The organism is Paraflavisolibacter caeni (assembly GCF_025628885.1).
Classification (GTDB): Bacteria; Bacteroidota; Bacteroidia; order Chitinophagales; family Chitinophagaceae; genus Flavisolibacter; species Flavisolibacter caeni.
The window spans coordinates 254,889-273,900 of the sequence record NZ_JAOTIF010000002.1; the positions used below are offsets into that span (position 1 = coordinate 254,889).

The 19,012-nt window shown below is 40.0% G+C and carries 15 protein-coding genes; 2 read left to right on the plus strand and 13 right to left on the minus strand.

Annotation, left to right across the window (positions count from 1 at the left end):
* Positions 1–140: 140 nt before the first annotated feature.
* The 11 genes from OCK74_RS05185 to lptB form a co-directional block, all read right to left on the minus strand.
* Positions 141–1,430: an O-antigen translocase gene (locus tag OCK74_RS05185; RefSeq protein WP_279295944.1), complete on the minus strand. Its 1,290-nt coding sequence runs from the start codon at positions 1,428–1,430 to the stop codon at positions 141–143.
* The gene (locus tag OCK74_RS05190) at positions 1,424–2,536 is read right to left on the minus strand and encodes a DegT/DnrJ/EryC1/StrS family aminotransferase (RefSeq protein ID WP_279295945.1); all 1,113 of its coding nucleotides are present in this window, start codon (positions 2,534–2,536) and stop codon (positions 1,424–1,426) included. Before OCK74_RS05190 ends, OCK74_RS05185 begins: the two co-directional genes overlap by 7 nt.
* Complete coding sequence (locus OCK74_RS05195) at positions 2,533–3,087, minus strand: acyltransferase (RefSeq protein WP_279295946.1); 555 nt, start codon at positions 3,085–3,087, stop codon at positions 2,533–2,535. Before OCK74_RS05195 ends, OCK74_RS05190 begins: the two co-directional genes overlap by 4 nt.
* Positions 3,041–3,499, minus strand: a complete 459-nt coding sequence (locus tag OCK74_RS05200; protein ID WP_279295947.1) for a sugar 3,4-ketoisomerase — start codon at positions 3,497–3,499, stop codon at positions 3,041–3,043. The genes OCK74_RS05195 and OCK74_RS05200 overlap by 47 nt, the downstream gene beginning before the upstream one ends.
* A complete protein-coding gene (locus tag OCK74_RS05205; RefSeq protein WP_279295948.1) occupies positions 3,486–3,902 on the minus strand; it encodes a sugar 3,4-ketoisomerase in 417 nt (138 codons plus the stop codon). The genes OCK74_RS05200 and OCK74_RS05205 overlap by 14 nt, the downstream gene beginning before the upstream one ends.
* Before the next feature lie 9 nt (positions 3,903–3,911).
* On the minus strand, positions 3,912–5,207 hold the full coding sequence (locus OCK74_RS05210; protein ID WP_279295949.1) for a nucleotide sugar dehydrogenase: 1,296 nt from the start codon (positions 5,205–5,207) through the stop codon (positions 3,912–3,914).
* A gap of 152 nt (positions 5,208–5,359) precedes the next feature.
* Positions 5,360–6,430 (minus strand): GumC domain-containing protein, encoded by a 1,071-nt coding sequence (locus tag OCK74_RS05215; protein WP_279295950.1) that lies wholly within the window; start codon positions 6,428–6,430, stop codon positions 5,360–5,362.
* Positions 6,431–6,638: 208 nt separating this feature from the next.
* Positions 6,639–9,056 carry an SLBB domain-containing protein gene (locus OCK74_RS05220; RefSeq protein WP_279295951.1) on the minus strand — a complete coding sequence of 806 codons (2,418 nt, stop codon included), beginning with the start codon at positions 9,054–9,056 and terminating at the stop codon, positions 6,639–6,641.
* Positions 9,057–9,516: 460 nt separating this feature from the next.
* Complete coding sequence (gene fabG, locus OCK74_RS05225) at positions 9,517–10,272, minus strand: 3-oxoacyl-[acyl-carrier-protein] reductase (protein WP_279295952.1); 756 nt, start codon at positions 10,270–10,272, stop codon at positions 9,517–9,519.
* Positions 10,273–10,354: 82 nt separating this feature from the next.
* On the minus strand, positions 10,355–11,878 hold the full coding sequence (locus OCK74_RS05230) for a GH3 auxin-responsive promoter family protein (protein WP_279295953.1): 1,524 nt from the start codon (positions 11,876–11,878) through the stop codon (positions 10,355–10,357).
* A gap of 51 nt (positions 11,879–11,929) precedes the next feature.
* A complete protein-coding gene (gene lptB, locus OCK74_RS05235) occupies positions 11,930–12,712 on the minus strand; it encodes an LPS export ABC transporter ATP-binding protein (RefSeq protein ID WP_279295954.1) in 783 nt (260 codons plus the stop codon).
* Between the two features lie 132 nt (positions 12,713–12,844).
* On the opposite strand from lptB, the gene metF reads away from it, so the two are divergent.
* Positions 12,845–13,804 (plus strand): methylenetetrahydrofolate reductase [NAD(P)H], encoded by a 960-nt coding sequence (gene metF, locus OCK74_RS05240; RefSeq protein WP_279295955.1) that lies wholly within the window; start codon positions 12,845–12,847, stop codon positions 13,802–13,804.
* A 157-nt stretch (positions 13,805–13,961) separates the two neighbouring features.
* On the opposite strand, the gene OCK74_RS05245 is transcribed toward metF, so the two are convergent.
* Together OCK74_RS05245 and OCK74_RS05250 are read right to left on the minus strand one after the other, a co-directional pair.
* Positions 13,962–15,878: a peptidylprolyl isomerase gene (locus tag OCK74_RS05245; protein WP_279295956.1), complete on the minus strand. Its 1,917-nt coding sequence runs from the start codon at positions 15,876–15,878 to the stop codon at positions 13,962–13,964.
* A gap of 138 nt (positions 15,879–16,016) precedes the next feature.
* A complete protein-coding gene (locus OCK74_RS05250; RefSeq protein WP_279295957.1) occupies positions 16,017–17,444 on the minus strand; it encodes a DUF5106 domain-containing protein in 1,428 nt (475 codons plus the stop codon).
* 117 nt (positions 17,445–17,561) lie between these two features.
* Here OCK74_RS05250 and rlmD point away from each other — a divergent pair, with 117 nt between their 5' ends.
* Positions 17,562–19,010 (plus strand): 23S rRNA (uracil(1939)-C(5))-methyltransferase RlmD, encoded by a 1,449-nt coding sequence (gene rlmD / locus OCK74_RS05255; RefSeq protein ID WP_279295958.1) that lies wholly within the window; start codon positions 17,562–17,564, stop codon positions 19,008–19,010.
* Positions 19,011–19,012 lie beyond the last annotated feature (2 nt).

The window sequence follows — 19,012 nt, forward strand, 5'->3', positions numbered from 1 at the left end:
TTGTATTGTGTCATAGCTAATTATTTGTATCACTATTTTTGAAAAAATGACCGCTAATCAACTGCTTCAGTAGATTCAATTACAATACTTAAAAAAATAAAATTATAACCAATTGAAACTATTTTAATTATAGCAAAACGTTAGTGAAAAATTATCTTTTTAAATATCAGTCCCATTACTAAGAAATATATTAAATAGTTTAAACAATAAGCTTGTGTAATACCTACCAGTCCATTCATTCTAATAAAAAAGAAAGAAAAACAGACTAAAGAGGCTGAAAAAATTATTTCTGTTGCTATAAATGTTTTGGTCATTGATTTGGCTATCATTAAGAAAGCCAGCAACCAACTTGCTATTTTAAAGAAATCCCCTAATAGTTGCCAAACAAACAAGTTTTCCATTGGATAAAAATCCGGAGCAAAAAGCACTTTGATGATAAAGATTCTAAAAAAATAGATATGGGCAAAACCAACACAAAGAATTGGCAAAATCACTTTATACGCTTTGAAAATTTCATGCCGCAACTCTAACTTATTTTTCAATTCCGACAAACGAGGTAAATAATATACTCCAAAAGATGAGGTAATTACCATTACATACATTCCCGATATTCTATTCATTGCTTCCCACCATCCTGCTTGTATTGGCGAAACAGTTGAAATAATATGTGCCCGTATGATAAGTTGAGAAACAGGAACAGTTACAGCCGTCACAAATGTCATCAATGCATAATGAGTATATTTTTTTAGAATTGTCTTGTCAATTCTTTGTCTAAAATAATCAAGCTTTAGCCAAGGTAATCGACGCATCATCCAAATAGTTATAAAAACCATAAAACTTTGAAAAGTTACTGCGCTTATTAATGCCCCTCGGAGTCCCCAAAAGTAAACTAAGCAAATTGTAAATCCCACACCAACAAGAGCATTGATAATGTTTATACTCACAAATTTTTTTAACTCTTTAAACCCATTTAAAATAGATAGAAGAAAGCCATTTACAGCATAGAGGAATACGGCTAAACCAAATAATATGAATAGATATCCATATTCATTAGAAAGCATTATCGTTTTGCTGAGAAAATCATGAAATATTATCATGAAAATTCCTGCTAATAACGAACAATAAAGCGTAATCTTAAATGCAACCGAGAGATAAGATTTTATTTTTTCATCAGATTGCTTATTTTCTGCCACATACTTTGTGACACCACTATTAATTCCCCCTGATGCAAAATTGTAAATAATAGTAGAAAAACTATTCAATTGACCTAGTAGTGCTATTCCTCCCGGACCAATAATTACAGATACAACTTTCACACTAATTAATCCAGTAAGCATCTTAACCAACGTAGATATTGAAGTAAGAGAAAATACCTTTACAATATCAGCTCTCCAAAATCTTTTACATAAATCAATGATTTTTTTTAGCATAGCTTTTTATATAACCCTATCACTGCTATAATTTTTTCAATCTCATTATCACTCATCACTGGACTTATTGGCAAACTCAACACCTCTTGATGTATTCTTTCAGCAATAGGCAAACTCATATAATTATACTCTTTATACGCTACTTGCTTATGTGGAGGAATAGGATAATGAATAACTGTTTGCACTTTATTATCTAATAAATACTGTTGGAAATGATCTCGATTTTTTACTCTTACAACAAAAAGATGAAATACGTGATCATTTCCCCCTGAGTAATAAGGTAACTGTACATTGGGATTCTTAATTTCACTTATGTAGCATTTAGCAATCTCCCTTCTTCTTTCATTATCTCTATCCAATCCTTTTAGTTTTTCATCTAATATTGCAGCCTGCAATTCATCTAAACGACTATTAGGCCCTTTATATAGATTATGATATTTTTTATGTGATCCGTAATTAGCTATTGCTCTAATAGTAGAAGCTAATTCATCATTATTAGTAGTTATTGCACCGCCATCTCCAAGTGCTCCTAAATTTTTACCGGGATAAAAAGAATGTCCAGCAGCATCACATAAATTGCCGGATTTTTTACCATTATTGTGCAAAGCGCCGTGTGATTGTGCCGCATCTTCAATAACCAATAACCCATATTTTTGAGCAATGGCATTTATTGCTTCCATATCACATAATTGCCCATATAAATGTACAGGCATAATAGCTTTCACTCTAGGGGTTATTGCTGCTTCTATTTTATTAGGATCAATATTATAAGTAATTTCATCAGGTTCTATGAGAACAGGTGTTAATCTATTTTCAGAAATAGCTATGATACTTGCAATATATGTATTCGACGGAACTAAAATTTCGTCCCCTTCTCTTAATAAACCTAGTTCTTTATATGCACGTATAATTAGAATTAATGCATCTAATCCATTAGCTACGCCTATACAATGTTTACTTCCACAATAGGTCGCATAATTTTGCTCAAACTGTTTTACCGCTTCACCTTGTATATACCAACCGGAGTCAAATACACGGCTCATAGCCGATTTGATTGCAGTTTCGTATTGTTTATTTAATTTTAAAAGATCTAGAAATTTTATCATTTTTTAAGAAGCTTTCCTTCAATTAAGCAATATTGTTGATTAGTTTTCTCATCCATCAAATGCATGTTTAGTAGTACTCCTTCTTTTGTGATATAGCCCTTTTGTTTTGCAGGATTACCATACCATATGGTAAATGCCGGAATATTTTTTGTCACTACACTTCCTGCGCCAATTAATGCGTGTTCACCAATAGTTATTCCGGCTACGATTGTAGCATTAGCTCCTATAGAAGCCCCAAATTTCACGATAGTCTTTGCGAAATGTTCCGGATAAATTTTAGAACGAGGGATTAAATCATTTGTAAATGTTACATTAGGTCCAACAAACACATTATTTTCTAACTGTACTCCATCCCAAATCTGTACACCTGATTTAATGGTTACATTGTCGCCAATTACAACATCATTCTCTATCAATACATGGGCGCAAACATTACAATTATCTCCAATGACCGCTCCATCCAATATCACACAAAACTGCCAAATCGTTGTTCCTGAGCCGATTTTAGAAGATTGTACATCCGCTAACGGGTGAACTTTGTAGTTTACCATAGTTTAAAAATTCATCATAATTTCTAATGTAATCTTCTTCATTATACTTGTGTGAAGCCAAAACCAAACAAATAGCTCCTGATGAAAAATTAATCTCTGAAGCCCATATTCCGGGTGGTATATAAAGTCCTATATAAGGACGATTTAATTGCACCAATCTTTTTGTTTTCCCATCATCCAATAACACCTCAAAAGCGCCACTCGCTGAAATCAAGAACTGATGACATGCCTTATGGGCATGTGCCCCACGAGACTCCCCTCCGGGGATATCATATAGATAAAATATCCTTTCTACTGCAAAAGGGATTTCTATATTATTATGTACAGGAGTAATATTTCCAGCTCTGTTTTTGATTTTGGGTAACTCAATAATAGAGCAATCAAAGACAGTAATACTCTTACGATCTATCATTGATTGTGTTTTTATATTCATCAAACAGCCGCATATAATCGCTGTCATCATACATTGTAGATGCTGCAACAAAAGCTAAAGAATTGGTGGAAAAATTTTCCATATGCCTCCAAATCATTGCAGGAATATATAGGCCACTGTAGGATCTATTAAGAGTGAACTTTTTTTCATCCATGCCGTCGTTCAATACTATATCAAAACTGCCGGACAAGGCCACAATTATTTCTTCCTGTTGTTTAAATGCATGACCTCCTCTTATTTCCCCTCCCGGCACATCATATATCCAATACACCCTATTTATTTCAAAAGGCAGATGATTCCTACTTTCAAAAAAAGAAAGGTTACCACGTTCATCTAGTATTTTGGGTAATGAAATTAATTTTACTTTATTCAGAGAACTCATATAATAATATTACAATCTTCCGTCCGCAATACTCCGATCTAAAAACGACTTGGTATCAAATATCACAGTACCGTTGCCATTTTTAAGTTTCGAATAGTTAATGGACAGAAATTCCTTATGTGATACAGCCAATACGATAGCATCATAATGCGTATTTATTTCATCAATTAATTTTATACCATATTCATGATGCACTTCTTCTTTGTCCGCATGAGGATCATAAACATCTACAGTCACACCAAACTGCTCCAGTTCTCTGTGTATATCTATTACTCTTGAATTACGTATATCAGGGCAGTTTTCTTTGAATGTTATCCCTAAAATAAGTGCTTTAGAAGCGTTTATTTTATGTCCCTTATTGATCAATAATTTTACCACTTTATTTGCCACAAACATTCCCATTGAATCGTTCACTCTTCTTCCTGAAAGAATTACTTGAGGGTGGTAGCCAACCGATTCCGCTTTATGTGCAAGGTAGTACGGATCAACGCCTATGCAGTGTCCGCCTACTAAGCCTGGTTTATACTTCAAAAAATTCCATTTAGTACCTGCAGCTTCAATAACATCCGAAGTGTCAATACCAATGCGATCAAATATTAATGCCAACTCATTCACAAATGAAATATTTATATCGCGTTGCGCATTTTCAATGGCTTTTGAAGCTTCTGCTACTTTGATATTTGCAGCTTTATGTGTACCTGCAGTAATAATACTTTTGTATAAATCATCAACTATATCTGCAATTTCAGGAGTGGAACCTGAAGTGACTTTTTTGATTTTAGTCAAGGTATTTACTTTATCTCCAGGATTGATTCGCTCAGGTGAATAACCGCAATAAAAATCTTTATTGAATTGTAGTCCACTTACTTTTTCCAGTACAGGTACACATTCTTCTTCGGTACAACCCGGATAAACTGTAGATTCGTAAATCACAATATCTTCTTGCTTCAATATGCTTCCAATCATCTCAGAAGCTTTACGTAAAGGTGTTAAATCGGGGGCTTTAAACTGATCAATCGGCGTGGGAACTGTTACTATAAAGACGTTGCATTGTCTTATATCTTCTATGTGAGATGAGAATTTTAATCCTGCACGGCCTGAATCGCAGATAGAAAAATTCATTGCAACCTTCATCGCTTCTATGTCTGCTTCCATAGTACGGTCGCGACCTGACGATAGTTCTTCAACGCGATTTTTGTTTATATCAAATCCAATGACGGGGTATTTTTTGCCGAATTCAATAGCAAGAGGAAGGCCTACGTAGCCGAGGCCGATGATTGCAATACGTTGTTGTTCTATTTTCAAGTGGTAAAGATTTAATACTAAGGACTAATTAATTAGCAGCAAACTGGTATTTTGATTTAACAGTTCCAATGGCAACAACCTTTACATTTCCCTTGGCCTCCTGTGCCATCAACGCATAACCTTGCAAAGGCAACTGCACTTTTACCTGCGCATCACTCTGTTGTTTGAGCTGAGGCTATTATTTTTAGATAATATAAAATTGCTAAAAAGCTAATAACAATGAAGTTGGTAAAAAATAAGGATATAATAATGATCAAAAACAATCCTTTCTTATTGTCATCAAGTGTCAAATCTGGTTTGTCCAACACTTGTATAATTGGTGTTTGTTGAGCTAGTATCATTTTAGAGGCTTCCAGATTTTTTGTAACCTCTGTATATAAAGTGGCGATAACTGTTTTATCGCGGGAGGCAATTTCAACCGGAACTCTTGCAGTTGTTATTCCAGGATTGGCATCTAAAGGTTGCACAGCGGCAGCTACATAAGATTTGTTGTTCAATAACGCGAGTAAAGAATCTGAACGTCGTTGCATACGATTGATGTTAACCAGGGCTGTCCCAGTTTTAATGTTCAGGTACATTTTACTGGCTTCATCAACTAGTCGTTCGGCCATGAGCCTAGCGAAGCAATCATTTTCTGCAGTAACCTGAACTTTAATGATGGTACCCTTTTTATTGAATCTATCTGCAGAGAGATTTTTTTTGATTATTGTTTTGTATATAACATTGAGAACGCTATCTTGAACAGGGCTCATTGATAAATTGGCATTTTTAAAATTTATTGCAGCGAGTTGAGGATCCTTTTCCCACTTCTTTTTCCTTCCTGTAAAATCAAGATAAAGGTCTGCTAAGGTTAAACTATCAGATCCATGATTTTCTATTTTGCTCAATAGGACCAGAGTTACTACTTTTTTTGATTTAAGAATATCTAAGATATTATCTCCGGCAAATATGCTCCCGCCTCCACTTAAGCCTCCAATGTCAATTCCAAATTGAGATGCAAGTCCACTAAGCCCCGCCATGCCGCTTTGCTTTTCTTCTAACACAAATGTGCACGCAGCTTCATACTTCGGCTTTTGTATATAAAAATATACGATTCCTAAACCGGCACCAACACAAGAGAAAAGTAAAACCAACCACCATTTGCTCAATAGATAATTGATAAAGGTTCTAACACCATTTAGAATATCAACAAGTGTATATTCTGCTACTTCAGTTGATTCCATAATAAAAGCAGTTTTTCAAGAATGTTGCTTCTGAAAAAGCACGGCTTCGCCACCTCAGTCACACAAAGCTTTTTTGACAGAGCAAAGAAATTAGTTATGTTTTCTGATAAGCATATTGCTAACTAAGGCTAAATACTTATCAGTTTATTAAATGTGTACTCTAAATGCTTAACGAATCCAGTCTAACTTTTCACTATGAACTTAACTACTACTTCACAATCAACGCAGCCGCTGTTATCAACGCTGTTATTGCCGATATAAATATCCCCGCCTTTGCTGCATCTAGGCCAGTCTTCTTCGGCTTCTCAGGAACATAAATGCTCGACCCTGGATATATCTTCGGATAATTATTGATAACACCCAACGTCTTTCTAATCTTCGCCGAACTTCCATTCGCATAAATCACAAAAGCCCTGTTCCTTTTCGCCAACTGGGTCACACCCCCCGCATCTGATATATAATCATTCATCTTCTTGCCCTTCTCATACATAATATCCAAAGGCTTAAACACCTCTCCATTAACGCTTACTGTATTATTAATACGCGGAATGATCAATTCATCTCCTTCTTCTAGTGTGATGTCATCCGCACTTCCCGGATGCTTCAAAATGTAATTCAAGTCAATAGCGACATCTGAAGTAGTCTTATTAACTCCCTCAGCCTTTACTTTTGAAGTATCTTTCACTGCCGCCATGAACAGTCGCTTAACTTCTGCTGTATCCACAACACCTTTCTTTAAACGTATCAACTTCGCCCCATTCACATTAGCTGTATACAACAATCCACCAGCACGGCTAATCAATGAACTCAACCGCTCCTCACGACTCTGAAGGGTATAAACAGCTGGCATCAAGACTTCACCGCTGATCTTTACACTGATTTGTTTCTGGTAATAGGGGTCCTCCTTGATGGTCACAATATCAAACGGCATTAATACCAGGTCTGTAGAAGTGCCCGAAAGATCTTTATTGCCATCCAGGCGGATGATTTCAACAATATTGCTGCCTGCTTTATTTACTTCTACATCTCTTTTCCGCCGGGAAATTTCAATGCCCATACCTGTGGCATTATCTGCAAAGCCTTCAGCTTTGAAGATGAGCGATTTTAAAGAGAGACCATCTTCATAACGGAATATTCCAGGTCTGCGTACCGCACCATTAATAGTTATCGTAGCTGTGTCTTTCAGATCAAAGATCGAAGCAATGTGTACACTATCTTCTTTTTGAAGCTGCAGGCCACTTTCATTGCCAGCTATGATCGGTTTTAAATCAACAGCTATATATTCTTTGGAAAGATCCTGACGGGTGCGTACTACCAGTGCCCTGCCGGTAAAAACATCTTCCTTTAGACCTTGTGCTTTAAGAATAAGATTGCTCAGGGTCATGCCATTTTCCAGTGCATAGGCTCCTGGTTTGAAAACAGCACCTTTGATTATTACTCTGTTCTGATAGCGGTTGATCACTGAATCAATAAAGAATTCATCGCCATTCATTGGTTTGAAAGCATGAAGCGAGTCTCCTGCAACATCGATTACTTTACGTTCAAAGTCTGCGATCCTGTTACCTGTGATCCTGCCCCTGAATGCTTTGCTTTTAAAACCGCCGGCATACTGCAAAGCCTCTTCAAGACTTTCATTTTTACGCAATTCAAATATGCCAGGTCGGTTTAGTTCTCCATTTAAAGTAACTAGCATATCAGCAAATGGAACCCTGATCACATCATTATCTTCCAGCCTCAGGTTGCTCCTTTGGTCGCCTTTTACCAGGAAATCATATAAGTCAGCTTTCTGGATTACTTTGTTATTTCTGATCAATTCAATATTTCTGAAGGAACCATTTTCTGCAGGGCCCCCACTTACATACAAAGCGTTAAAGAGCGTTGCTAAAGAGGGTAGGGTATAAGTACCAGGCCTGTTGATGGCACCGATCAAAATCACGCGGATACTGCGGATATTTCCTAGAGTCAACTGGAGTTTGGTCTGTCCGCTGTTCAGGGCAGGGTAGAATTTTACCAATCTGCTTTTAAACACTGCTGTAGCTGCTTCTACAGACAATCCATTGACGTTGATAACACCTGCATACTTTACGTTCACAGATCCATCTGGTGAAACCTTCAGGTTTTGTTGTGAAAGGTTCATACCATATATATTCAGGATCAATTCATCATCAGGTCCAATAATATAATTCTTTGGAGTAGGCATGCGCAGGTCTGGCTCAAAAGTGAGGTTGGTATTGGAGAAAAGTTCCGAACCGAAGATCCTTGAACGCTTTTTGATACTTTCTAAAGACTCATATTGAATATCAGTTTTAGGAGCTGTTCTTTTACTGGCAAAATTGACTGATTCATCCTTAACTGACGCGCCAGGTATTTCTGAAGTGCCTACAAATTGTTGTATCCTGACCTTCAATTCTTCCATTTCTGAAGAGGGAAATCCGCGTTTCAGCAACTCTGTTTCCAGTTCCTGCGGTGTCATTCCTGACGCTTTTGCCTGATTGATATATTGTTTTAACTGACTATCAGAAATTTGTGCCGCTTTGACCATGCTGAGGTCGGAAGGTAATTGTGCAGACACACTAATGCAGGAAATGCATAGAAGCAGGAAAAAGAAACCTCTAAAAAATCTCATAACGTTATTGAATTTGGTTCTTCATGTTCATGCAGGTCAACGGATAAAAGATTTTTCGCATAACCATGATCACTCTTTACTTAAAGAAATATTGATGAGTATTTCTTTAAGATGGTTGCAAAGGTATAGGTTACTCTTAATATAAAAGTGCCCCGTTTGCGAAAAAAGATGCTGATAAGTGTAAATACTTGCCAGGTTTGTATACTGCTAAAAAAAATGTATTTCGTCTATTTATGCTAGTTATCAAATACTTATATATGATCAGTAATTTGCTGGTAATGCTGTGTAGATGAATTATATAGTTCTTTTAACAGAATGATGAACATAAGTTTTGTCAATACCCTTAACCGTTAGTAAAACAATTATTTAAGGATAGTAAGTGTATTTGCTTATTGTGTTATACGAAAAAGACCTGGTAGGCGGGGTGCCTCCAGGTCTGATAATAAAAGAATTATAGAAATTACATATACAGCCCGCCATCCGTACTGATCACCTGTCCGGTAACGTAAGCACTCATATTAGAGGCAAGGAAAAGAGTTACGTTGGCAATATCTTCTGCAGTACCGAATCTTCCCAAAGGAATACCCGCTTTGTATTTATCCGCTTGTTCTCCATCTTTTAAATAGGAGGTCATATCTGTTTCTACAAATCCGGGAGCAATCACATTGCAGCGAATGTTACGGCTGCCCAGTTCTTTCGCTACTGACTTGGAGAAACCAATGATGCCTGCTTTAGAGGCTGCATAGCTCGACTGACCTGCATTTCCCATCAAACCAATAATAGAGCTCATATTAATAATACTGCCGCTCTTGGCTTTCATCATGGGCCTGATCACCTGTTTGGTCATGTTGAAGATGCTTTTCAGGTTCACCTCCATTATTTCATCCCATTGTTCTGGACTCATTCGTAGCAACAGGTTGTCTTTTGAAATACCTGCATTGTTGACACAAACGTCTACACCGCCAAATTCTTTGACTACGTCGTTAACAAGTGTTTCGCACTCATTAAAATTAGCAGCATTACTACGGTAAGCTTTTGCCTTTACGCCAAAGCCTTTTAATTTTTCTTCGAGGGCTGCAGCTCTTTCTGCACTGCCTTCACTTACATAAGTAAACGCCACATGAGCGCCTTGCTCGGCAAATTTCAAGGCAATGCCTTCTCCAATTCCGCGGGCTGCGCCGGTAATAATACAAACTTTATTTTCTAAAAGCTTCATGAAGTCGGTTTTTTGGAGGGCAAATGTAATCCTATTGAATGAGTTTGCGAGCGCTCAATCATCTTCTCTCCTCACTCGTCATTCACCTCACCTCCTCAGCCATCACAAACCTCTTGATCTCTTCCAGCGTCTGCCTTTCATTGGACAAGCGGGGCACTTTATGCTGTCCTCCTAGCTTTCCCTTGCTGCTAAGCCAGTTATTAAAAATGCCTTTAGGCACTGCTTGCACCACTGGGAGGCGCAGGGCTATGTCTTTATGGCGTTTGGCTTCATAGTCGCTGTTGATGCTCTTTAAGGCAGAATCCAATTCATGAACAAACTGCTCCAGGCTTTCCGGCTCTTTTTCAAATTCGATCAGCCATTCATGGGCGCCATTACCATTTTCTGAAAAGAAAATTGGTGCAGCCGTATAATCATTAACGATGGCCCCGGTTTTCTGGCAGGCTGCTGAAATAGCCTGGTCTGAATTATCAACAATCAATTCTTCACCAAATGCATTAATGAAATGCTTGAGTCGCCCGGAAACTTTAATTCGGAATGGATTCAATGTAACAAATTGAATAGTGTCGCCTACCAGGTAGCGCCACAATCCGCCATTAGTTGTAATAACAAGTGCATAATTCTTCCCTGCTTCCACCTCATTCAGTTGCAGGGTTTGGGGTGATTCTTTGCCCCATTCATCTATGGGTAAAAACTCGTAAAAGATTCCATGATCACACATCAGTAGCATCCCCTCTTTGCCCACATCATCCTGCCCGGCAAAAAAACCTTCAGAAGCATTGTACATTTCCTGGTAGTTAATGGGGGCACCAATCAGATTTTCAAACTGCTTCCGGTAGGGAATAAAACTTACGCCACCATGCAGGTACAATTCCAGGTTGGGCCATACTTCCTTGATCGTGGTCTTCCCTGTAATCTCAAGTATCCGCTTTAGGAGCACGATCAGCCAGGTCGGAACGCCCGCCATGGAAGTTACGTTTTCCTGGATGGTAGATTGGGCTAGGGCTTCAATCTTGCTCTCCCATTCATCCATCAGGGCAATAGAAAGATCTGGCGTGCGCAGCCAGTGGCCATAAAAAGGAGAGTTTTGCAGTATTATGGCGCTTAGGTCGCCATAATGAATTTCTTCGTGCAACTGGTTGATCTGGTGACTGCCGCCAATCACCAGCGATTTCCCAGTAAGCAAATCGCTCTCCGGGTGTGTTGCGTAATAGAACGCTAAAACGTCTTTTGCTGCCTTAAAATGATTATCCTGCAGGCTTTCCTGGCTAACAGGAATGAATTTGCTTTTATCTGAAGTAGTGCCGCTGCTTTTGGCAAACCACTCTACTGGCGTATTCCACAATACATTTTCTTCGCCCTTCATCATGCGTTCGATATAAGGCTTAAGATCATCATACTCGTGGATAGGCACAACTTTCTTAAAATCAGCCAGCGATTGTATTTCCGAAAACCTGTGGCGGCGGCCAAAATCAGTATATTGGCCGGCAGACAGTAAATCTTGCCATACAACAAGTTGGTTGGCAGCAGCATCGTTGATCCATTGGTCTATAGACCACAGTCGCATCCGGGCAAAGCTAGATATGGCGGGACTTAATAATTTCATCTGTGATTGGCAAGATAAAGAGAACTGGGGAAATAACCAGCCCTCAAAAAATCACAGATTATTAGTCATAGAATTAGGATTCACTTCTTCCAGCAGGTAGTCTTTTCTCTTCAGTTCAAAGTTCCGACCCAGGTACAGCCTTTTCACCTGTTCATCCACAGCCAGTTCCTCGGCAGTTCCATGGCGGAAGATCTTTCCTTCAATAAGCAGGTATGCCCTGTCGCAGATAGAAAGAGTTTCTGTTACGTTGTGGTCGGTGATTAATATACCTATGTTTTTAAACTTTAATTTGGCAACAATTGTTTGGATATCCTCTACCGCGATGGGGTCAATACCTGCAAAGGGCTCATCCAGCAATATAAATTTAGGGTCAACAGCAAGTGCGCGGGCAATCTCAGTACGTCTTCTTTCTCCTCCGCTCAGCACATCGCCCGGACTTTTGCGCACATGGTGCAGGCGAAACTCGTCCAGCAAGCTTTCTAGTTTTTCCTTTTGTTCCTTTTTGGTGAGCTTAGTCATTTCCAGCACTGCTGAAATATTGTCCTCAACACTAAGTTTCCTGAAAATAGAAGCTTCCTGCGGCAGGTAACCAATGCCCATTTGCGCCCGCTTATACATTGCGAGTGGCGTAATATTCTGGTCGTCCAGGAAAACATCGCCCTCATCCGGTTTGATCAGCCCAACCACCATATAAAAGGTAGTGGTCTTTCCCGCTCCGTTCGGTCCCAGCAGACCCACGATTTCGCCCTGCTTTACATCTACAGATACATGGTTCACAACGGTGCGGTTGCCATAGCGCTTCACCAGGTTGGATGTATGAATGGTCGTACTCAATCAAAAAAGTTTGGGCAAAATTAAGTGAAATGGTCTGTGCAGCATTTAGATGATACATATGCTTTTGTATTTAGTTAACAGAGTTTGTCTTCTTCCTCTTTATATGCTAACTCCTTACCTTTGCCCCCGTTTATGAAAGTAATTGACCACATTAACCAGGCGGCCGGTAATAGCACGCTGATTTCATTTGAAATTCTTCCGCCCCTGAAAGGAAAAAGCATTAATGCACTCTGGGAACATTTAGATCCGTTGGTGGAGTTTAAGCCGGTGTATATTAATGTTACCTACCACCGCAGTGAAAGCATGTTCAAGAAAAAGCAGGATGGAAGCTTTGAAAAAGTTGAAGTGCGTAAGCGTCCGGGTACAGTTGGCATTTGTGCGGCCATTCAAAACCGCTATAAAGTTGATGCTGTGGCTCACCTCATTTGTGGAGGCTTTAGCAAGCAGGAGACTGAAGATGCCTTAATTGACCTGAACTTCCTGGGTGTTGATAATGTGCTGGCGCTCCGCGGCGATGCTCCTAAAAACGAAAGTTCCTTCGAGCCAGAGCCAGGTGGTCATAAATATGCTATTGAATTGTTGCAACAGATAAGTAATATGAATAATGGTATTTATCTGGAAGAAGACTTGAAGAATGCTGTGAAAACCAACTTTTGCATCGGTGTAGCCGGCTACCCGGAAAAACATTTCGAATCGCCCAACATGCAGACAGACCTCTACCACCTGAAGCTAAAAGTTGAATCAGGAGCTGATTACGTGGTAACCCAATTATTCTATGATAATAAAAAGTATTTTGAATACGTGGCAGCCTGCCGTAGTTATGGCATCAACATCCCGATCATACCAGGCTTAAAACCAATCACCTCTAAAAAGCAGTTGACGGTTATTCCCCGCACATTCCATGTGGATATACCGGAAGAATTATCTAGTGAAATTTTAAGGTGTAAAACTGATGCAGATGTGGAAATAGTGGGTGCAGAATGGCTGTTGCAACAGTCCAAAGAGTTAAAAGCTGCCGGTGTACCCGTATTACACTACTATACACTGGGCAAACCACACGTGATTGCGAATGTGGTGAAGGAGCTGGTTTAACACCCCCAACCCCTAAAGGGGAGGCCTGGGCTGCGGAGCCTTAATTGTATATTCTTAGCTGTATATTATTTAATTAAGAAAGCCCTCAACTTTTCAAAGTTGAGGGCTTTCTTAATAGATATTTTAAAGCTAAGGCTTTGCCGCGCTGCCCTCCCCTTTAGGGGCCGGGGGTGAGCTGGGCTTGCGCGTACTTCTTCACCGGATACTTCTTCTTCAATTCCTCTACCCACTTCTTTTCCAATTCAATTCCATAATCATTGATCACGGAGCCGCGGGCTTCCGCAAAAGTGCGTTGAACCGGTTGCATATTAACCTGTATAATATAAGCAAAGGCCGTTGTATTATCTGATTTGTTGATCTGCGGTTGTGTAAAGGTTTTATTCGTTGATGCATTGGTAATCCCGGGAATGCTGCTCCACTCAAACCTTGCGGAATCTGCTGTCACCTTTTCGTTGTACTGTTCTACGATCTCACGCCATTTGCCAGGAGATTTTTTCAATTGAGCCAGCACCTGCTGTGCGGTGGTTGCATCGCCAGCATAGAAAACGATGGCGTCTGCACTTTTTTTCCAGATATATTGGTCTTTATGTTGCAGGTAATAGTTCTGAAGAGCGACCGTATCATTTTGAGCTGGACCCCATACTTCTTTTTGCATGATCTCGAAAAACAAATTGCCTTCCCTGAATTCTGTCAATTGACTGCGGAATTCAGGATTGAAAGTTTCCAGGTTGTCCTTGTAATACTCCAGGGCAGTGTATTGCATGAATTCATCCCATAACTGTTCAAATGGTTTGCTGGTACCATCAATTTTAAAGCGATTGTTGCGGGCGTAAGTAATCCAATCGTCAACAGTGGTGGTTTTGTTGCCTAGCTGGAACAATGGTGTAGTGGCTTTAATTTGGAATTGAGTGCCACTTGTTTGACTATCCAGCGCCTGGCTGGTGTAAGCCTTCAATTCATTTTGTTGATAAGGGGAAATTTTATAGCCTGCTTTTTGTAAAACGGTCTTGACCAGGTCTGCCTGCGTTGTGTTGATCCGTTCATCCTGCTGTACTTTTTCTCTCAGCTGTTGCATCGCTTCTACATTGTTACGGTCTTTATTTACAGGCAGCCTATCCATGCGCTTTATAATATGGTATCCATGCGCAGTTGCAAATGGTTTACTAATAGCGCTGTCTTTTGACAGGGCAAAAGCTGTGGCTTCAAAAACAGGGTCATACTGTCCTACACCAAATTCAGGAAATCTGCCTTCGGTCTGGGCCGAAATAGGGTCGGCGCTGAATTGGGCTGCCAACTTGCCAAAATCATCACCTTTAAGCAGCCGGTTGTATAGTGAATCTGCTAGCTTTTTGGTTTCTTGTTTCGAAGCAGCATCTGCTCCGGGCGGAAAAGCCAGGAGGACTTGTGCAGCTCTCATTCTTCCTAGTGCTTTCCTTTCTCCGGCATTCTTAAAAATGTGGTAGCCTGCTTTTGACCTGTAAATTGGAGAAATCTTGCCTGGAGGTGTAGCATAGGCCAGGTTTTCCAATTCGTAGGGCAGGCTGAAAACAGTAATAAATCCCAGGTCTCCGCTATTTGATGCAGCTGAAGGATCTCCGGAATATTGTTTCGCAATAGTGGCAAATGGGACACCTTTTTGTAACTGTTGATAAGCCTGCATTGCCTTTTGATAGGTTGATGCTGTATCTCCGCCAGTTACAGGAATAAAAATGTGCATGAGGTGAATATCTTTCTGGGAACGGTCAAATGCTTCATTCACCAGTTTGTTCATGCTTTTCGGATCATTCAGATAGTTGGGCAGAATTTGTGCCCGCAGGTTTTGCATTTCTGAGACAATATTCGGCAGCGTGTCATAGCCCCTTGCTTTGGCTTCCTTGATTTTTAATCGTGCAGTAATATAAAGGTCAAGGTATTCCTGCATAGCCTTAGGGTTTTTGCCGGCAGAATTGTTTTTTTCGTATGCCTGTAGAAAGTCTTGTACGGAAACAGAATCGTTGCCATAAGTAAACAAGGTTTGCGAAGAAGCTTGCAAACCCAGGGCAATAGCAACAGCTAGTATTGATTGACGGATCACGGGTGAACGGTTTTAAAGCGTATAAATTAAATGTGATAGTTAGTTAATATGAATGTATGCAAAAATGAAATATCTCTCATCCTTTTCCTTCTATTCGTCATTCAAACTTGTCAGCCTCTTGCGGATTCGAATAATTCATCATTTCATCGCGTTCTGCTTCCAATGTTCCAGGATCTCATCTACCTGCGTATCTGAAAGCTTTTTCGCAATAATATTTTTATTTTTATCCAATAGGTACAAGGTTGGGAAACTTTGTACGTCAAATAATTGAGAGTAGCCTGGAATGCCCGCTTCTATCCGCTTCTTTTCTGCTTCTTTGGAATAATAAACATGTACCCAATTTCCCAGTTTATGTTCGCTGATAAACTTCAGCCAGTCTTCTTTTTTACCATCAGTTTCTTTCGCCATGCCAAACATTTTGATGCCCTGTGCTTTCCATTTCAAATTGTAAAGGCTGTCAAGTTTTGGCAGGGTTTCTTTACAATGACTGCATGTCGGATCCCAGATAGTCAATAAAATATAGGGAGCCTCTACATCGTAAAGTGATATGGTTTTTCCTTCAGGGTTGGGTAGTTCAATGTTTGCAGCAGGTTTGCCAGTCAGGTTGGCCATCAGGCTGTAAGCACGGTCAGTAATGAGTTTTTTACCTTTTTCATTCAACCATGAATAATTCTTTTGTGAATAGTATTTTTCAAATAAGTGGACAAACACCGCATCTTCCCACATGTACTTTTGGTTCAGGAACCGGTTTGTGAATTTCAGCAGCAGGAACTTTTGCATCTCTTCATTAATGCTGGCAAATGACATCATATAGTCTATTTCCTTAATCACAGAATCTGCGACAGGGTAAACCAATTGTTCAAAATACTTATCAATCCTGCTTTCAAAAAAAGGCGTACGGGCAAGACGCTCATCATAGAAGTTTACACCATCCCAATAATGATTCTTGAAGTAGTGATAAGCAAAAAGAGAGTCCCCGGTAGGTTGGTTTTTGGGCACCTCTGGTTCCTTCATAGCCTTTAGCAACACGGCCAGGATACCATCAGGCTCTTTGGCAATAATATCGTTTCGGTATTTTTTTAGCGTTTCATTCATGCTGGCGATCAGAGAGTTGATCTTTAGTGAATCAGCTTCAGAAGCACCACTTCTCTGCTTTTGCAAAGCATCCATTTGGCTTCCATATTTCATCATATAGTCCTGGTAAGCCATAAATGCTGTATTCTCCGGCGAATTTAGAAAGCTGCGCTTGTTAATGTTGACGGTATCGGCAACAACAGAAAATTTCTGATTCTTGTCTACCAGGAGTTCAAAATTATGTGTTCGGTCTGGATACCCGATCAGGTAAATACCCCCGCCTAACTTCTTAGGACCTTTAAAAGTTGCTTCGCTTTTTTCATTTAATAAAACAGAGTCAACTATGGGTAATTGCTTGCCATAATAGTGTCCAAGGTAAATGTATTGGTTTTTGAAGGGCTTCAAAGTGACTTTGATTTCATGGCCATTAGGGGCCTGGGCAAAAACACAACTAGCCAAAAAGCAGGAGAGTAGGGTAGCGTACAGCTTCATAGATGTATGTGGTTCAAAAGTAAATATAAAAGAAATGTGTTGTTCCTCTGGTTAAAGAGTTGTAAACACTTTTAGGTTAAAGATGCCTCCATTGGTAAAGGACGTACTTTTGACGCCGTGAGAAAAAAGAAGAACATAGTATTAGAAAACTTATTGGTAGAGGACTATGCCGCAGAAGGCAAGTCCCTGGCCCGGAAAGACGGGAAAGTTATATTTATTGAAGGTGCCGTTCCTGGCGATGTCATCAATGTGCGCCTGGGCAAAAGCAAAAAAGACTGGGCCGAAGGGTACCCCCTGCAGTTCCTTTCGTATTCTAAAGAGCGGGTAACACCTTTTTGCCAGCACTTTGGTGTATGTGGAGGCTGCCAGTGGCAAATGCTCCCTTACGATAAGCAGTTGCAATACAAGCACAAACAAGTTTATGACAACCTTACCCGGATCGGTAAAATCGCCCTGCCAGAGTTTTATCCAATCGCCGGCGCAGCAGAAACCAAATACTACCGCAACAAACTGGAATATACCTTCAGTACGAAGGAGTACACAGAAGACAAGCCTCACCCCCGGCCCCTACAGGGGCTTTCGGATCAGGAAGGCTTGCGCGCTGATGCTTCCGCCTCAGGCGGACTGGGGGTTTTGGGCTTCCACGCCAAAGGTTTCTTCGACAAAGTTGTAGCCATTGAAAAGTGCTGGCTCCAGGCTGAGCCAACCAATGACCTCCGCAACGCCATTCGTGATTTTGCCCGTGAGAACAATCTTAGCTTTTACAACATCCGTGAGCATCAGGGGTTACTCCGCACCATGCAGGTGCGCCTGTGCACTACCGGCGAAATAATGGTAAACATTGTGTTTGGTGAGGAAAAGAAAATAAAGCAGGTGCTCCAATTTGTAGAAAAAGAATTCCCTCAGATCACTACCCTGCTTTATACGATCAACTTAAAGAAAAATGATTCCCTGCACGACCTGGAACCTGTTGTATATAAAGGGAAGGGGTATGTCATTGAAAAACTGGAAGACTTTCAGTTTAAAATTGGTCCTAAATCGTTTTTCCAGACAAATACCAAACAAGGTGAAAAGTTATATCAGATAACAAGAGAATTCGCAGAACTTGATGGCACTCAAACTTTGTACGATTTATATTGCGGCACTGGCAGCATTGGAATATTTTGCAGCCGCAACGCCAAAAAGATCATTGGGGTCGAAGTAATCGATGCCGCAGTTCAGGATGCAAGGGAAAATGCAGCGCTGAATGGTATTGACCAGGCCGCTTTCTTTACCGGCGATGTTATTGATGTGTGTAATGATGACTTTTTTGCGCATCACGGTCGGCCTGATGTAATTATCACCGATCCGCCCCGTGCCGGTATGCACGAAAAACTGGTAAAGAAGATTTTGGAAATGGAAGCGCCTACCGTAGTCTATGTGAGTTGCAACCCGGCCACACAGGCAAGAGACCTGGCTTTGCTGGATGAAAAATATGAAGTAACAAAAGTTCAGCCTGTGGATATGTTTCCGCACACCCACCACATTGAAAACGTGGCGCAATTAAAATTAAGAAGGAAGATTTAACA